Source organism: Paraburkholderia antibiotica (genome assembly GCF_012927125.1).
Lineage (GTDB): Bacteria > Pseudomonadota > Gammaproteobacteria > Burkholderiales > Burkholderiaceae > Paraburkholderia > Paraburkholderia antibiotica.
This window is the reverse complement of record NZ_JABBFZ010000005.1, coordinates 224,488-241,030: the sequence shown is the minus strand read 5'-3', so window position 1 is coordinate 241,030 and position 16,543 is coordinate 224,488. Positions and strand designations below refer to the sequence as shown.

Below are 16,543 nucleotides of genomic sequence, written 5' to 3'. Positions count from 1 at the left end.
CGTCGTGAGCGCGTAGTTTACTTTACTTGTCGAGCACAATGCGAAGCATGCGACGCAGCGGTTCGGCCGCGCCCCACAGCAGCTGATCGCCGACCGTGAACGCCGACAGATATTCACCGCCCATCGCGAGCTTGCGCACACGGCCGACCGGCACCGTCAGCGTGCCCGTAACAACGGCCGGGGACAGATCGCGCATCGACGCTTCGCGCTCGTTCGGCACGACCTTCACCCAGTCGTTGGCCGACGCGAGGATGTCGTTCACTTCGTCGAGCGGCACGTCCTTGTTCAGCTTGATCGTGAGCGCCTGCGAGTGGCAGCGCATTGCGCCGATCCGCACGCACAGGCCGTCGACCGGAATCGAACCCGGCGTGCCCATGGCCGGCTTGCCGAGAATCTTGTTGGTTTCCGCGCCGCCCTTCCACTCTTCCTTCGACATGCCGTTGCCGAGATCCTTGTCGATCCACGGAATCAGCGAGCCGGCAAGCGGCACGCCGAAGTTCGAGGTCGGCATGCTGTCGCTATTCATTGCTTCGAGCACGCGGCGGTCGATGTCGAGAATCGCCGAAGCCGGGTCGGCCAGTTCGTTCTTCACCGCACCGTTGAGCGTGCCCATCTGCGACAGCAGTTCGCGCATGTTCTGCGCGCCCGCGCCCGATGCGGCCTGGTAAGTCATCGCCGTCATCCAGTCGACGAGGTTTTCGCGGAACAGGCCGCCCAGCGCCATCAGCATCAGGCTGACCGTGCAGTTGCCGCCGATGAAATTCTTCTGGCCCTTGACCAGCGCGTTCTTGATCACGTCGAGGTTGACCGGATCGAGAATGATGACCGCGTCATCCTTCATGCGCAGCGACGATGCCGCGTCGATCCAGTAACCGTTCCAGCCCGCCGCGCGCAGCTTCGGGAACACTTCGTTGGTGTAGTCACCGCCCTGGCACGAGATGATCGCGTCGCACTTCTTCAGGTCGTCGATGCTGGACGCATCCTTGAGCTTGGTCTCGTTTTTGGCGAACGACGGCGCGTTGCCGCCCGCGTTGCTGGTGCTGAAAAACACCGGTTCGATCAAGTCGAAATCGCCTTCCTGCTGCATACGTTGCATCAGGACGCTGCCGACCATGCCGCGCCAACCTACGAGACCTACGTTCATGACTTCATACCCTTCGAATGGAAACTTCCCCGCATCTTTGCCCGCAGTGACCGCGCGGGGAAGATGGGCGGACACAACGGACGATCAGCGCTTCGTGATCGTTTTCGGGGTAATCGTTTTGATGGTAATGGCGAACTCGATCGCACGGGCAGTTGTGCCGTGCTGCTTGGAAATCGAGGAGATTTGGGAGATCCGGGCCATCGCCACAATATACACGAAAACGGGAAAACGGCGGCGCAGTTTGCCGCATGGTGCGCGAATCGGCCTGTTTAGAGGCCGATTCGCGTTTTAAAGACCGGTTTTAACGACCGGATTTAATGCTTGAACCACTGCTCGCGCGCCCGCCTTCAGATGTCTGGCGGGTGCGGCCCTCGTAGCTTTTTCGCAGCTTTTTACAGTGCGGCCACGACGGCGTCGCCCATCGCGGCGGTGCCGACCTGCTTGCAACCCGGCGTGAGGATGTCGCCGGTGCGGTAGCCCTGTTCGAGCACCTTCTTCACCGCGCTCTCGATACGATCGGCTTGCTCCGCCTTGTTCAGCGAGTAGCGCAGCATCATCGCGGCCGACAGAATCGTGGCGAGCGGGTTAGCCACGCCCTTACCGGCGATGTCCGGCGCGGAGCCGTGCGACGGCTCGTACAGGCCCTTGTTGTTCTTGTCGAGCGATGCCGACGGCAGCATGCCGATCGAGCCCGTGAGCATGGCCGCTTCGTCGGACAGGATGTCGCCGAACATGTTGCCGGTCACGATCACGTCGAACGATTTCGGCGCCTTCACGAGCTGCATCGCCGCGTTGTCGACGTACATGTGCGACAGCTCGACGTCCACGTATTCCTTCGACACGTCGATCATCACGTCCTTCCAGAACTGCGAGGTTTCGAGCACGTTCGATTTGTCGACCGAGCACAGCTTCTTGCCGCGCTTTTGTGCCGCCTGGAACGCGACGTGCGCGATGCGGCGCACTTCGGGTTCCGAATAACGCATCGTGTCGAAGCCTTCCTTCGCGCCGGCGAACAGGCCGTCCGGCGACGAACGCACGCCGCGCGGCGCGCCGAAGTAGATGTCGCCGTTCAGCTCGCGCACGATCAGGATGTCGAGACCCGAAACGATCTCTTCCTTCAGCGACGAGGCGCCGGTGAGTTGCGGATAGCAGATTGCCGGACGGAAATTCGCGAACAGTTCGAGGTGCTTGCGCAGACCGAGAATGGCCTGCTCCGGACGCAGCGCGCGTTCGAGCTTGTCGTACTTCCAGTCGCCGACCGCGCCGAACAGGATCGCGTCGGCTTCCTTCGCGAGCGCGAGCGTCGAATCGGGCAGCGGATGGCCCTTCGCTTCGTAGCCCGCGCCGCCGACCGGCGCTTCTTCGAGTTCGAACTTCTCGCCGAGCACGTTGAGAACCTTGACAGCTTCCTTGACGATTTCGGGACCGATGCCGTCGCCCGGCAACACTGCGATCTTCATGCGAATTCCTTGATGATTTTTGCGAGACTTTGAGCGCGAACCGCGCGCGGGCATGCGCACTTCAGACCGTCATGCCCCCACGCGCTTCGCCACGACCAGCACGATCAGCCGACGAGGCGATTATTCAGCCACGGCTGCTTCGCGAGACGTTCGGCTTCGAACTGGCGGATCTTGTCCGCGTGACGCAGCGTGAGGCCGATGTCGTCGAAACCGTTCAGCAGGCAGTACTTGCGGAACGCCGCCACTTCGAACGGATATTCGGTGCCGCCTTCGGCCGTGCGCACGACTTGCGCTTCGAGGTCGATGGTCAGCTGGAAGCCGTTGAACGCATACGTTTCGTTAAACAGATGATCGACCTGCTGTTCGGTCAGCACGATCGGCAGCACGCCGTTCTTGAAGCAGTTGTTGTAGAAGATGTCGGCGAAGCTCGGCGCGATCAGCGCGCGAAAGCCGTACTGCTGCAGCGCCCACGGCGCGTGTTCGCGCGAGCTGCCGCAACCGAAGTTCTTGCGTGCGAGCAGCACCGAGGCGCCCTGATAGCGCGGCTGGTTCAGCACGAAGTCCGGGTTCAGCGGACGCTTCGAGTTGTCCTGACCCGGCTCGCCGTGGTCGAGGTAGCGCCATTCGTCGAACGCGTTCGGACCGAAGCCCGTGCGCTTGATCGACTTCAGGAACTGCTTCGGAATGATCGCGTCCGTGTCGACGTTTTCGCGATCGAGCGGCGCCACGACGCCGGTGTGTACGATGAATTTATCCATGACGCTTGCGCCTGTCTGAAGACCGGGCAATGCGGTTTGCAGCGAGAAAAGCCGCGCGCCGTATTGCCGGTAAAAATCAAAAACCGCTTATTTGTCAGCGTGATTGCTGATCGAATTGCCGAGGTGCGACATGTCCTCGCCAAATCCGTGCACCGTGTTGCAGCCGGCCAGACCGAGCAGAAGCCCGGCAAGCGTGCCGAGTGCGAAGCGGCGCAATAGAGTGGTGCGATTCATGTTCTTCATCATGCGAGTCATCCAAGCTTGCGAATATCGACGAAATGCCCTTCGATGGCCGCAGCCGCTGCCATCGCGGGGCTCACCAGGTGCGTGCGGCCACCGGCGCCCTGACGACCTTCGAAATTACGGTTCGACGTGGACGCGCAACGCTCGCCCGGCTCGAGCCGGTCGGCGTTCATGGCGAGGCACATCGAGCAACCCGGCTCGCGCCATTCGAAGCCGGCTTCGGTAAAGACCTTGTCGAGGCCTTCACGCTCCGCCTGCGCCTTCACGAGCCCCGAACCCGGCACGACCATCGCCAGACGGATGTTCGACGCCACGCGGCGACCCAGCTTCTTCACGACGTAAGCCGCGGCGCGAATGTCTTCAATGCGCGCGTTGGTGCACGACCCGATGAAGATTTTATCCGGCTTGATCGACTCGATCGGCGCATTCGGTTCCAGCGCCATGTACTTGAGCGCGCGTTCCATCGCGTCGCGCTTGACCGGATCCTTCTCGCGTTCCGGATCCGGCACGCGGCCGTCGACCGGCGTGACCATTTCCGGCGACGTGCCCCACGTGACCTGCGGCACGATTTCCGCGGCATTCAGCTCGACCACGCGATCGAAATGCGCGCCGTCGTCCGACTTGAACTGCTTCCAGTACTCGACCGCATGATCCCATTCGACGCCCTGCGGCGAGAACGGACGACCCTTCAGGTATTCCACCGTGGTGTCGTCGACGGCGACCATGCCGGCGCGCGCGCCTGCTTCGATCGCCATGTTGCAGACCGTCATGCGGCCTTCCATCGACAGCGCGCGGATCGTCGAGCCGCCGAATTCGATCGCATAGCCGGTGCCGCCGGCGGTGCCGATCTTGCCGATGATCGCGAGCACGATGTCCTTCGCGGTACAACCGCGCGGCAGTTGGCCCTCGACCTTCACGAGCAGGTTCTTGCTCTTCTTTTGCAGGAGCGTTTGCGTGGCCAGCACGTGCTCGACTTCCGAGGTACCGATGCCGTGAGCGAGCGCGCCGAACGCGCCGTGCGTGGACGTGTGCGAGTCACCGCAGACGATCGTCATGCCCGGGAGCGTAGCGCCCTGCTCCGGTCCGATGATGTGGACAATGCCCTGACGCAGGTCGTTCATCTTGAACTGCGTGATGCCGTAGGCGTCGCAATTCGTGTCGAGCGTATCGACCTGCAGCTTCGAGACCGGATCGGCGATGCCGTGCGTGCGGTCGGTGGTCGGCACGTTGTGGTCCGATACGGCCAGGTTCGCGCTGATGCGCCACACCGGACGCTCGGCCATCTTCAGCCCTTCGAACGCCTGCGGGCTGGTCACTTCATGCAGCAGATGACGGTCGATATAAAGAATCGTGGTGCCGTCGTCTTCCGTGTGGACCACGTGCGTGTTCCACAATTTGTCGTAGAGAGTCTGTGCCATGGTATGCGGGGTAGTAATGACTGCGGGCTGACTATGTCGATCGATTATGCCACGCAGCGCCCCCGCGTGGCGCGCTTATCCCGCGAGAAAACCGATAAAAAACAGGGAGTTGGGTAGTAGTGTCGATACCTGTATCGACGTTACCCGGCAAGGGTGCGTCCGTATGCATCGACTGGCTGCCGCGATCTTCGGTTTTAGCGCAGCGCGGTGTCGAGACTTTGCGGCAAGCGCTTTACGAATCGGGAAGCGGTATTCGCCGAGCGCACGCTCCGTTTTGAAATGCGACGAGTCGAATATCGGTTGAACAATCGTCAAATATCTTTGGATCACTAAAAATCACCCGACCGAAAAACCATGGAAATTCTATGACGGCATATTCGGATTCATCTGATTCTCACTCTTCAGCGCAAATACCAGACTCGTGTTTCCCGCAACGCGACCGAATCGAAAAGTCAAAACATGTGAGCATTTAACAAAGATAGTACTTTCCCGAGGGGACAATTCGATTCGAATATCTCTACATTACTCAGTATCGCGAAATAAACAGCCCCTGTATATTGCGCCGAGATACTCCAATTCATTCAATACGCGCCCATGGACGACAACCGACGCCCAATCAAATCCCGCTCCAACAGGGCAATCATTGCGCTGTCCAGGTTTCTCGCCGGTACGCGCATCACGCCGAACCAGATTTCATGCGCGAGCGCGGTCTTTGCCGCCGTGGGTGCGTTGGCGCTGCTCCGGATCGACAGCATGATCGCCATGGTGGTTGCCATCGTGTGTATTCAGTTGCGGCTGCTGTGCAACGTCATCGACGGGCTCGTCGCGATCGAGGGCGGCAAGAAGTCCGTCCTCGGGCCGATCTTCAACGAGTTTCCCGATCGCATCGCCGACAGCCTGCTGCTGGTCGGCGCGGGTTACGCGTGCGCCATGCCGTCGCTCGGCTGGGCGGCCGCGCTGTTCGCCGCGCTGACGGCCTACGTGCGCGTCTTCGGCGGCTCGGTGGGACTGCCGCAGCGCTTTATCGGGCCGATGGCCAAACAGCATCGCATGGCCGTTCTCACGCTCGCCTGCGTGGCGACGATCGTCGAAAACTGGTTGCAGTGGACTCACGTGAGCCTCGTCGCGGGACTGGTGATCATCGCCGTAGGCAGCGCATTGACCTGCGCGACACGCACGCGCGCGCTCGTGCGTGAGCTGCATGCCGACCAGGCTCAGCCACGAACGGAGGAATCCAGCCATGCGTAACGTGATGCAACGCTGGCTGCTCGGCGTGGTACGGCTCGTGGTGGGCGCGCGCGGCCGCTTCGCGAGCGCGCCGCCATCCGCACAACAGACCATCTATTTCGCCAACCATTCGAGCCACGTCGACACGCTCGCGATTCTGGCGGCACTGCCGCCCGATCTGCGGGCGAGCGTGCGCCCCGCCGCCGCGATCGACTACTGGGATGCCACGCCGCTGCGCCGATTCATCGCAAATCGCGTGCTGGGCGTGGTCTACGTGACACGCAAGAGCGCCGCCGGCGAAGATCCGCTGCGCCTCGTTCGCGAAGCGCTGGCCTCCGGCTGGTCGATCATCATCTTCCCCGAAGGCACGCGCAGCCTGACAGGCGAAATCGGTCCATTCAAGAGCGGTCTCTACTGGCTTTCGCACGAGTTCCCGGAGGTGCAGCTCGTACCGGTGCATCTGTCGGATCTGATGCGCGCGATGCCCAAGGGCAAGCTGCTCCCCGTGCCAATCAACTGTCAGGTCTCGTTCGGCGACCCAGTGCCTGGCGCCGGCACCCTCGATAAAGACGAATTCCTCACGATGGCGCGCGACGCCGTCATCCAACTTCAAAATTCGGTACGGGGATAAGCATGCCGCACGTCTTCTGGATCACGATCGTGGGCATTCTCGCCCTGCTCTCGTTCTTCACGCTAGCAGGTGCGGTACTACGCGCGAGACTCGGCGCGGGAAACGCGACGATCGTCAACATGAATCAACGCATCTCGGCGTGGTGGGTGATGATCGCGGTCGTCACCGTCGCGCTCTGGCTTGGTCCGTATGCGACGCTCTTCCTGTTCTTCATCTGCTCGTTTTTTGCGCTGCGCGAGTTCATCACGCTCACGCCGACCAAGCCCGCCGATTACTGGGCACTCGTCCTCGCGTACTACGTCGCGTTGCCGGTGCAGTACCTGCTGGTCGCGTTTCACTGGTACGGGCTGTTCTCGATCTTCATGCCGGTGTACATGTTCTTCGTGCTCTCGGCGGCAAGCTCGTTCGCTCAGGACACGGGCGAATTCCTCGAACGCAACGCCAAGATCCAGTGGGCGCTGATGGTGTGCGTGTATTCGCTCAGTTATGCGCCCGCTCTGCTGTTGCTGCCGTTGCCCGGCTACTCCGACAACAACGGGCCGCTGCTGCTGTTCTTCCTGCTGGTCGTACAGTCCAGCGACGTCTTCCAGTATGTCTGCGGCAAGCTGTGGGGCAAGCACAAGCTCTCGCCGCTCGTGAGCCCGTCGAAAACATGGGAAGGTCTGATTGGCGGCGGTTTGCTCGCCATTTGCCTCGGCACCGCACTACACGGGCTTACGCCGTACAACTTGTGGCAGGCCGCGCTGATGTCGGCGGTCACCGTGATTGGCGGCTTCATCGGCGGGCTCGTGCTCTCCGCCGTCAAACGCTCGATGGGCGCAAAGGACTGGGGCGTCCTGATTGCCGGCCACGGCGGCATGCTCGATCGCGTCGACTCCATCTGCTTCGCCGCGCCGATCTTTTTTCATCTCACACGCTACTTTTTCCTGCCGGCCGCGTGAGGCAAGACGACCGACACCAAAAACAAAATGCCCCAACGGATTTCCCGTTGGGGCATTTTCTGTCGATCGATTCCGCCGTGGCTCGCCGCGACCTACCTGCTGCGAACCGTGCGAATCAAACGCAATTAACGTTGTGCGAGCGGCTTGGCTTCACGCAGCGTCTCGCCGACGAACAGCTGACGCGGACGGCCAATCTTCTGTTCCGGATCGGCAATCATTTCGTTCCACTGCGCAATCCAGCCGACCGTACGTGCCATTGCGAAGATACACGTGAACATCGACGTCGGGATGCCCAGTGCGCGCTGCACGATACCCGAGTAGAAGTCGACGTTCGGGTACAGCTTGCGCGACACGAAGTATTCGTCTTCGAGCGCGATCTTTTCGAGTGCCATTGCGAGCTTGAACAGCGGGTCGTCGTGCAGACCCAGCTCTTCGAGCACTTCGTGGCAGGTTTCGCGCATCAGCTTCGCACGCGGGTCGTAGTTCTTGTACACGCGGTGACCGAAGCCCATCAGCTTCACGCCCGAGTTCTTGTCCTTCACCTGCTTGATGAACTCAGGAATGTTGTCGACGGAGCCGATTTCTTCCAGCATGTTCAGCGCGGCTTCGTTCGCACCACCGTGCGCCGGGCCCCACAGACACGCGATACCGGCTGCGATACATGCGAACGGATTCGCACCCGACGAACCGGCCAGACGCACGGTCGAGGTCGATGCGTTCTGCTCGTGGTCCGCGTGCAGGATCAGGATACGGTCGAGCGCACGCACCAGCACGTCGTTGACCTTGTACTCTTCGCACGGGTTCGAGAACATCATGTGCATGAAGTTCGCGCTGTACGACAGGTCGTTCTTCGGATAAACGAACGGCTGACCGATGCTGTACTTGTACGCCATGGCGACGAGCGTCGGCAGCTTTGCGATCATACGGATCGCCGACACTTCACGGTGACGCGGATTGTTGATGTCGAGCGAGTCGTGATAGAACGCCGACAGTGCGCCGACCGCGGCGACGAGAATCGCCATCGGGTGCGCGTCGCGACGGAAGCCACGGAAGAAGAACTGCATCTGCTCGTGGACCATCGTGTGCTTCGTGACGGTACCGACGAATTCCTTCTTCTGCGCGGCGGTAGGCAGCTCACCGTTCAGCAGCAGGTAGCAGGTTTCGAGGAAGTCGGCGTTCTGCGCGAGGTTGTCGATCGCGTAGCCGCGGTAGAGCAGTTCGCCCTTGTCGCCGTCGATGTAGGTGATCGCCGAATTGCACGCCGCCGTCGACATGAAGCCCGGATCGTACGTGAACTTGCCGGTCTGGCCGTACAGTTTGCGAATGTCGATTACATCCGGGCCAATCGTGCCCTTGTAAATCGGCATTTCGACGCTCGGCGAATTATCGCTAAACGATAGCGTGGCTTTAACATCTGACGGGGTCATAGCACATCCTCAATCGAAGTATAGGTACAGGGTTTCGATAATTGCACGCCTGGAACAACGGACTGGCGGCGCTCAAGCGTTGCGCAGCAATTCCAGAACCCGGATTACGTCCGGGTCGGCTAGCTCGCCTTCCGGTTCCTTGCGCGCAAGCAGCAAGTCCATCAGGTCGTTATCGCTCAGCTCGAGCAGGCGCGTAAGAGCGCCCACGTCCGCATCGCTGAGGTCATGCTCATATCGGCTGAAAAAACGTTCGAAGATCAGATCGTTTTCCAGCAGGCCCCGCCGCGCGCGCCAGCGAAGGCGCGCGCGGCGGAGAGGGTCGGACTGATGCGATGCGTCCATCTCAGACAGCGCGACGGACCATCAATTCCTTGATCTTGCCAATCGCCTTGGTCGGGTTCAGGCCCTTCGGGCAAACGTCGACGCAATTCATGATGGTGTGGCAACGGAACAGACGGTACGGGTCTTCCAGATTGTCGAGACGCTCGCCGGTCGCTTCGTCGCGGCTGTCCGCGATGAAACGATAGGCTTGCAGCAGGCCTGCCGGGCCGACGAACTTGTCCGGGTTCCACCAGAAGCTCGGGCACGAGGTCGAGCAGCTGGCGCACAGGATACATTCGTACAGGCCGTCGAGCTCGTCGCGCTCTTCCGGCGACTGCAGACGTTCTTTTTCCGGCGGCGGCGTATCGTTGATCAGGTACGGCTTGATCGAATGATACTGGTTGAAGAACTGCGTGAAGTCGCAGATCAGGTCACGCACGACGGGCAGGCCCGGCAGCGGACGCAGCACGATCTTCTGCGGCAGGTCGTTCAGGTTCGTCAGGCACGCGAGGCCGTTCTTGCCGTTGATGTTCATTGCGTCCGAACCGCACACGCCTTCGCGGCACGAGCGACGGAACGACAGGGTTTCGTCGAGCGCCTTCAGCTTGACGAGTGCGTCGAGCAGCATGCGCTCGTGCGAATCGATGTCGATCTCGTACGTCTGCATGCGCGGTGCTGCATCCTTGTCCGGATCGTAGCGGTAAATTTCAAATGTACGCTTGGCCATTTCTGAATTCCTTTGACTGGTGCCTTAGAAGGTACGCGCTTTCGGCGGAACCGATTCGACGGTCAGCGGCTTCATGTGAACCGGCTTGTAGTCGAGGCGATCGCCTTCGCTGAACCATAGCGTATGGCGCAGCCAGTTTTCGTCGTCGCGATGTTCGAAGTCGTTTTGCGCGTGCGCGCCACGGCTTTCCTTGCGCGCTTCGGCGGAGACCATCGTGGCGCGCGCCACTTCGATCAGGTTTGCCACTTCGAGCGCTTCGATACGAGCCGTGTTGAACACCTTCGACTTGTCCTTCAGATGGATGTTGTCGACGCGCTCGGCCACTTCGCGGATAGCCTCGACGCCCTTGGCCAGCAATTCCGACGTACGGAACACACCGGCGTGAGCCTGCATCGTGCTGCGGATGTCGTTAGCGACCGCCTGCGCGTACTCGCCCGACGACGAGTTGTCCAGCTTCGCCAGACGCGACAGCGCGAAGTCGGCGGCATCTGCCGGCAGCGGCTTGTGCTCCTTCATTTCCTTCACGTGCTTGACGATGTGGTTGCCGGCTGCGCGACCGAACACCACGAGGTCGAGCAGCGAGTTCGTGCCGAGACGGTTCGCACCGTGCACCGACACGCACGAGCATTCGCCCACTGCGTAGAAACCGTTGACGACTTCTTCATGGCCCTTCGGCGTACCGACGACCTGACCGTTGATGTTCGTCGGGATACCGCCCATCTGGTAGTGGATGGTCGGCACGACCGGGATCGGCTCTTTAATGCAATCGACGTTCGCGAACTTCATCGCGATTTCGCGGATCGACGGCAGACGCTTCATGATCGTCTCTGCGCCGATGTGCGACAGGTCGAGCAGCACGTGATCCTTGTTCGGACCCACGCCGCGGCCTTCCTTGATTTCCTGGTCCATCGAACGCGAAACGAAGTCGCGCGGCGCCAGATCCTTCAGCGTCGGCGCGTAGCGTTCCATGAAGCGCTCGCCGTTCGAGTTACGCAGAATACCGCCTTCGCCGCGCACGCCTTCGGTGATCAGCACGCCCGCGCCGGCCACGCCGGTCGGGTGGAATTGCCAGAATTCCATGTCCTGCAGCGCGATGCCCGAACGGGCCGCCATGCCGAGGCCGTCACCGGTGTTGATGAACGCGTTGGTCGATGCCGCGAAGATCCGGCCCGCGCCGCCCGTGGCGAACAGCGTGGTCTTGCCTTCGAGGATGTAGACGTCGCCGGTTTCCATTTCCAGCGCGGTCACGCCGAGCACGTCGCCGTCGGCGTCGCGGATCAGATCCAGCGCCATCCATTCGACGAAGAACTGCGTCTTCGCAGCAACGTTCTGCTGGTACAGCGTGTGCAGCAGCGCGTGACCGGTACGGTCAGCCGCCGCGCAAGCGCGTTGCACCGGCTTTTCGCCGTAGTTCGCAGTATGGCCGCCGAACGGGCGCTGATAGATCGTGCCGTCGGCGTTACGGTCGAACGGCATGCCGAAGTGTTCGAGTTCGTAGACGGCGTTCGGTGCTTCACGGCACATGAACTCGATCGCGTCCTGGTCGCCGAGCCAGTCGGAGCCCTTGATCGTGTCGTAGAAGTGGTAGTGCCAGTTGTCTTCGCTCATGTTGCCGAGCGAAGCGCCGATGCCGCCCTGAGCAGCAACCGTGTGCGAACGCGTCGGGAACACCTTGGACAGCACGCAGACCGACAGACCCGCACGTGCGAGTTGGAGCGACGCGCGCATCCCCGAGCCGCCCGCGCCGACGATGACCACGTCAAACTTGCGACGCGGCAGAGAATTCTTGATTGCAACCATTCTTTTATACTCTCCAGAGAATCTGCGCAGCGTAGCCCGCGCAAGCGAGCAGCCAGAGGATCGTCAGCGCCTGAAGCGTCAGGCGCATGCCAACCGGCTTCACGTAGTCCATCCAGATATCGCGGATACCAACCCACGCGTGGTAGAACAGCGAGAGCAGCGTGACGAACGTGGCGAGCTTCATCCACTGCGTCGCGAAGATCGACGCCCAGCCGTCGTACGAGAAGTCGCGCGCGAGGAAGAACCACGCGAGCAGAATCACCGTATAGACCGCCATTACGCAGGCAGTGACGCGTTGTGCGAGCCAGTCGCGCAGACCGTAATGCGCGCCGACGACGAGACGCTTCGAACCGATTCGGTTATTAGCTGACATTTTTTAGAATGCTCCGAACAGTTTGGCCGCGAATGCGATGGTAAGCAGCGACGACACGACGATCACCACGATGGAGGTCGACTTGCCCTTTTCCTTCGTCACTGCGTCGTGATTCGTATCCATCACGAGGTGACGAACGCCGGCGCAGAAGTGGAACAGGAAAGCCCACGCGAGAACCAGCGTGATCAGCTTGACGACGATATTGGAGAGGAAACCCTTGAAGACTTCGAAGCTCAGCTCGGAAGTCAGGCTTTGATCGAAGAGGTACAGCAGGAACGGAAGAAAAACGAACAACAGACCACCGCTAACGCGGTGCAGGATCGACACTCGCCCCGCTAGCGGGAGACGGTATGCCGTCAATATTTGCCCAATACCGATGTTCCGGAATTCCGGCCTCGGTTTTTTTACGGCTTCTGCCATGCTAGACCCCTACTATGTAGTCACACTAATCTGCAATTTTAGCGCCTTTTTATATCGCGCTGCAGCGAAACCGACGAGGAGTCCTTTGCTGCACGCGCAATGAAAGCGCCTTCCAACAGGCACGCGTGTGGGACGCCGCGCCTCGTTTCAGCCCGATTCAGCTCAGATCGTTCTGATAGTAATACCCGGTTGTGACATACCAACCACGCCGGACTTCAACCGGCCGATCCCCATAGGTATAGGACACGCGCTCGACCGAGAGCAACGGAAAACCCGCCGGCACCTGCAGCAGGTCCGCCACGGAAGGCTCGGCCGCCACCGCGCGGATTTTTTCCGTCGCGCGAATCATGCGGGTGCCGAATTCCGCCTCGAACATCGCGTAAAGAGGCCCTTTGTACTCCGATAGCCGCTCGAGCGTAAGCCCGCGGAACACGGCGCCGGGCAGCCAGATTTCATCGAGCACGGTGACTTCGCCGTCGAACTGCAGCAGGCGCTTGATCAGCACGACCGGATCGGCCGGCTTCAGATCGAGCTGCCGGGCGATCTCCGCCGAGGCCCGCAGCCGCCGGCACTCGAGCAGGCGGCTTACGTGCGGATGTTCGGCGCCGTCGTCGGCGAGCAATCTCAGAAAGCGGAACTGCGCCCGCTCTTCATTGTGCGTCGCAACAAAAGTGCCCTTGCCCTGACGGCGCACCAGCAGGTTGTCGGCCGCGAGTTCGTCGATCGCCTTGCGCACCGTGCCCTGGCTCACCTTATAGCGGGCGGCCAGTTCGACTTCGCTGGGAATGATTTCACCGGGCTTCCACTCGCCGCTCTCGAGGCTCTGCGTAATCAAGCCCTTGATCTGCTGATACAAAGGGCTGAAAGTAGGCGACGCGGCAGGCGCGGCGGCGGATACACCTTCGCCCGCGGCCCCATGGCCATTCGGGTTCGCAGGATTCGCCGGGTTCGAATTCATCCGGGCATTTCATCATAAAGCCCCCGGTTGCGTCTAGGCTTTTCCCTGTCATAGATATGTCTTATATAAGACATAAGATAATGTTGACTTTGTCAGTGTCGACTCCTACACTCCTTGGCGAGCAAGGGTTTGCGGGTTTTCCGCTGCTGTTCGATGCAGCGCCGCGATGCTCCGGCAGCCACTCTGCACCATGCCGCTCCCTCCGCAGTTCAGCTTTCGATTCGCCGCCATCCGCTGGCCAGACGCTTGCCGAAACGCGCTGTTTGCGGGAGTCCGCACCGTGCAGCGGCAGCCCCGGCGCAGTCGTCATCCCGTCCCGCTCGGTAGTACAGGTTTCCGGCACGGCGGTCTTGCCGCAGCGCGCCCCGGCCTCGGCACATTACGGGCCGCACGCGAACAGTGAATTCCGCCGTGTTTCACAACGCTACGCTGAACGCGCATATAGAATGGCGTTTTCCCTAGCGTCTAACGCATCGTCCTGGAGATTTCTCAATGGCTAAGCCCGCAAAGCGCGTTGCCGTCACCGGCGCCGCAGGTCAAATCGCTTACTCCCTGCTGTTCCGCATCGCCAATGGCGACCTGCTCGGCAAGGACCAGCCGGTGATCCTGCAACTGCTCGATCTGCCGCAAGCGCAAGGCGCCGTCAAAGGCGTCGTGATGGAACTGGATGATTGCGCATTCCCGCTGCTGTCGGGCGTCGTGATCACGGACGACCCGAAGGTCGCATTCAAGGACGCAGACGTCGCCCTGCTCGTCGGCGCACGTCCGCGCTCGAAAGGCATGGAGCGTAAGGACCTGCTGTCGGCCAACGCCGAAATCTTCACGGTTCAGGGCAAGGCACTGAACGACGTCGCCAGCCGCGACGTGAAGGTGCTGGTGGTCGGCAACCCGGCTAACACCAATGCTTACATCGCGATGAAGTCGGCGCCGGATCTGCCGAAGAAGAACTTCACCGCCATGCTGCGTCTGGACCACAACCGCGCGCTGTCGCAACTGGCCGCCAAGTCGGGCAAGCCGGTCGCGTCGATCGAAAAGCTGGCCGTGTGGGGCAACCACTCGCCGACCATGTACCCGGATTTCCGCGTCGCAACGGCTGAAGGTCAAGACCTGACCAAGCTGATCAACGACGAAGAATGGAACCGCAACACGTTCATCCCGACCGTCGGCAAGCGCGGCGCGGCGATCATCGAAGCGCGCGGCCTGTCGTCGGCGGCGTCGGCGGCTAACGCTGCGATCGACCACGTGCGCGACTGGGTGCTCGGCACGAACGGCAAGTGGGTCACGATGGGCATCCCGTCGGACGGCTCGTACGGCATCCCCGAAGACATCATCTACGGCGTGCCGGTGACCTGCGAAAACGGCGAGTACAAGCGCGTCGAAGGTCTGGCAATCGACGCGTTCTCGCGCGAAAAGATGGACGGCACGCTGCAGGAACTGCTGGAAGAGCGCGAAGGCGTTCAGCACCTGCTGGGCTAAGCATCCGATGCATAAAAACCGGAACTCCGAAGCTTCATCGCGACGGGTTCCGGTTTTTTTCGTTCCGGTTGCCGTGCAGTCAAGACCGTGGTCACAGCTGCGGTCACGGCATCCAGCCTCTGATCCGAACGTGTTTTGCCGCTGCCCGATCGCAGCCGCACAGAGCACGTCCGGATCCGGTCGCCTCTAACCCTCACCCACGCCCCACACGCCGACGATGCGCGTTCTCACCCCCGCCGAAGTGCTGTTTGACGGCGAAACGCCGCCCGCTGTGCTGCCCGCCTGCGATCACTACGCCGGCAGCGAAAAGCTGATGCTGAAGTCGCTCGCGTTGCAGCAGCAACTCGGCCCGGTGTTCGATATCACGCTCGATTGCGAAGACGGCGCCCAGGTCGGCCGCGAAGCCGAACACGCGGAGCTGGTCGCATCGCTGCTTGGCGGCGAACAGGATCGCTTCGGCCGCGTCGGCGTGCGCATCCACGATTTCGCTCACGCGCACTGGCGCGACGACGTGCGCCTGATTCTGCGCGCCGCGAAGCGAGCACCCGCTTACATCACGCTGCCGAAAATCCGCAACGTACCCGATGCCGCCGAAATGATCGCGTTCATCGAGGCGACGCGGCGCGAGCTCGGCATCGCGCAACCGGTGCCGGTGCAACTGCTGGTCGAAACGCACGGCGCGCTCACCCGTGTGTTCGAACTGGCCGCGTTGCCGGGCGTCGAAGCGCTGAGCTTCGGCCTGATGGACTTCGTGTCCGCCCACGACGGCGCGATCCCCGACACCGCGATGCGCTCGCCCGGCCAGTTCGATCATCCGCTGGTGCGTCGCGCGAAACTCGAGATTTCGGCGGCCTGCCATGCGTTCGGCAAAGTGCCGTCGCACAACGTCAGCACCGAAGTGCGCGACATGAGCGTGGTGGCGAACGACGCCCAACGCGCCCGCAACGAATTCGGCTATACGCGCATGTGGAGCATCCACCCGGCGCAGATCGAGGCGATCGTCGCCGCGTTTGCGCCGCGCGACGAAGAAATCTCGACGGCCACCGCGATTCTGCTGGCCGCCCAGGCGGCGCAATGGGGGCCGACGCGTTACGGCGATACGCTGCACGATCGCGCGAGCTATCGCTATTACTGGTCGGTACTACGCCGAGCGCAAGCCACCGGCCGCGACATCCCGCCAGACGCGGCGCCCCTCTTCGCGAAGTAGGCGCTAACAGAC

General features: G+C 61.5%; 18 protein-coding genes. 5 read left to right on the top strand and 13 right to left on the bottom strand.

The genetic code is table 11. The features are described 5' to 3' along the window. Positions 1-22: 22 nt before the first annotated feature. From asd to HHL14_RS33175, 6 genes are all read right to left on the bottom strand, one after another. Entirely contained in the window at positions 23-1,144 is a 1,122-nt protein-coding gene (asd, locus tag HHL14_RS12000) for an aspartate-semialdehyde dehydrogenase (RefSeq protein ID WP_169497821.1), read from the bottom strand. Between the two features lie 392 nt (positions 1,145-1,536). After that, a complete protein-coding gene (leuB, locus tag HHL14_RS11995) occupies positions 1,537-2,604 on the bottom strand; it encodes a 3-isopropylmalate dehydrogenase (RefSeq protein WP_169497820.1) in 1,068 nt (355 codons plus the stop codon). 104 nt (positions 2,605-2,708) lie between these two features. Beyond that, the gene (gene leuD, locus HHL14_RS11990; protein ID WP_169497819.1) at positions 2,709-3,362 is read right to left on the bottom strand and encodes a 3-isopropylmalate dehydratase small subunit; all 654 of its coding nucleotides are present in this window, start codon (positions 3,360-3,362) and stop codon (positions 2,709-2,711) included. Positions 3,363-3,449: 87 nt separating this feature from the next. Further along, positions 3,450-3,608: an entericidin A/B family lipoprotein gene (locus HHL14_RS11985; RefSeq protein ID WP_028196115.1), complete on the bottom strand. Its 159-nt coding sequence runs from the start codon at positions 3,606-3,608 to the stop codon at positions 3,450-3,452. 5 nt (positions 3,609-3,613) lie between these two features. After that, positions 3,614-5,023 carry a 3-isopropylmalate dehydratase large subunit gene (gene leuC, locus HHL14_RS11980; RefSeq protein ID WP_169497818.1) on the bottom strand — a complete coding sequence of 470 codons (1,410 nt, stop codon included), beginning with the start codon at positions 5,021-5,023 and terminating at the stop codon, positions 3,614-3,616. A gap of 581 nt (positions 5,024-5,604) precedes the next feature. Next, positions 5,605-5,787 carry a hypothetical protein gene (locus HHL14_RS33175; protein ID WP_230413003.1) on the bottom strand — a complete coding sequence of 61 codons (183 nt, stop codon included), beginning with the start codon at positions 5,785-5,787 and terminating at the stop codon, positions 5,605-5,607. On the opposite strand from HHL14_RS33175, the gene HHL14_RS11975 reads away from it, so the two are divergent. The 3 genes from HHL14_RS11975 to HHL14_RS11965 are packed head-to-tail and all read left to right on the top strand — an operon-like array spanning position 5,777 to position 7,822. Next, positions 5,777-6,271, top strand: coding sequence for a CDP-alcohol phosphatidyltransferase family protein (locus tag HHL14_RS11975; protein ID WP_230413002.1), 495 nt, complete (start codon positions 5,777-5,779; stop codon positions 6,269-6,271). The genes HHL14_RS33175 and HHL14_RS11975 overlap by 11 nt on opposite strands. Next, positions 6,264-6,881, top strand: coding sequence for a lysophospholipid acyltransferase family protein (locus HHL14_RS11970; protein WP_169497816.1), 618 nt, complete (start codon positions 6,264-6,266; stop codon positions 6,879-6,881). Before HHL14_RS11975 ends, HHL14_RS11970 begins: the two co-directional genes overlap by 8 nt. 2 nt (positions 6,882-6,883) lie before the next feature. After that, positions 6,884-7,822: a phosphatidate cytidylyltransferase gene (locus tag HHL14_RS11965; RefSeq protein ID WP_169497815.1), complete on the top strand. Its 939-nt coding sequence runs from the start codon at positions 6,884-6,886 to the stop codon at positions 7,820-7,822. A 125-nt stretch (positions 7,823-7,947) separates the two neighbouring features. Here HHL14_RS11965 and gltA read toward each other — a convergent pair whose 3' ends face one another. The 7 genes from gltA to HHL14_RS11930 form a co-directional block, all read right to left on the bottom strand. After that, positions 7,948-9,249 carry a citrate synthase gene (gene gltA / locus HHL14_RS11960; protein ID WP_169497814.1) on the bottom strand — a complete coding sequence of 434 codons (1,302 nt, stop codon included), beginning with the start codon at positions 9,247-9,249 and terminating at the stop codon, positions 7,948-7,950. A gap of 72 nt (positions 9,250-9,321) precedes the next feature. Next, a complete protein-coding gene (locus tag HHL14_RS11955; RefSeq protein ID WP_169497813.1) occupies positions 9,322-9,591 on the bottom strand; it encodes an FAD assembly factor SdhE in 270 nt (89 codons plus the stop codon). A 1-nt stretch (position 9,592) separates the two neighbouring features. Next, positions 9,593-10,297 (bottom strand): succinate dehydrogenase iron-sulfur subunit, encoded by a 705-nt coding sequence (locus HHL14_RS11950; RefSeq protein ID WP_169497812.1) that lies wholly within the window; start codon positions 10,295-10,297, stop codon positions 9,593-9,595. Positions 10,298-10,321: 24 nt separating this feature from the next. Further along, entirely contained in the window at positions 10,322-12,097 is a 1,776-nt protein-coding gene (gene sdhA / locus HHL14_RS11945) for a succinate dehydrogenase flavoprotein subunit (protein WP_169497811.1), read from the bottom strand. A gap of 4 nt (positions 12,098-12,101) precedes the next feature. Beyond that, on the bottom strand, positions 12,102-12,470 hold the full coding sequence (sdhD, locus tag HHL14_RS11940) for a succinate dehydrogenase, hydrophobic membrane anchor protein (RefSeq protein ID WP_169497810.1): 369 nt from the start codon (positions 12,468-12,470) through the stop codon (positions 12,102-12,104). Positions 12,471-12,473: 3 nt separating this feature from the next. Next, positions 12,474-12,890: a succinate dehydrogenase, cytochrome b556 subunit gene (gene sdhC / locus HHL14_RS11935; RefSeq protein ID WP_169497809.1), complete on the bottom strand. Its 417-nt coding sequence runs from the start codon at positions 12,888-12,890 to the stop codon at positions 12,474-12,476. A 157-nt stretch (positions 12,891-13,047) separates the two neighbouring features. Then, entirely contained in the window at positions 13,048-13,848 is an 801-nt protein-coding gene (locus tag HHL14_RS11930; RefSeq protein ID WP_169497808.1) for a GntR family transcriptional regulator, read from the bottom strand. Positions 13,849-14,340: 492 nt separating this feature from the next. On the opposite strand from HHL14_RS11930, the gene HHL14_RS11925 reads away from it, so the two are divergent. Together HHL14_RS11925 and HHL14_RS11920 are read left to right on the top strand one after the other, a co-directional pair. After that, positions 14,341-15,324 (top strand): malate dehydrogenase, encoded by a 984-nt coding sequence (locus HHL14_RS11925; RefSeq protein WP_169497807.1) that lies wholly within the window; start codon positions 14,341-14,343, stop codon positions 15,322-15,324. 217 nt (positions 15,325-15,541) lie between these two features. After that, the gene (locus tag HHL14_RS11920; protein WP_169497806.1) at positions 15,542-16,531 is read left to right on the top strand and encodes an HpcH/HpaI aldolase/citrate lyase family protein; all 990 of its coding nucleotides are present in this window, start codon (positions 15,542-15,544) and stop codon (positions 16,529-16,531) included. Positions 16,532-16,543: the final 12 nt, after the last annotated feature.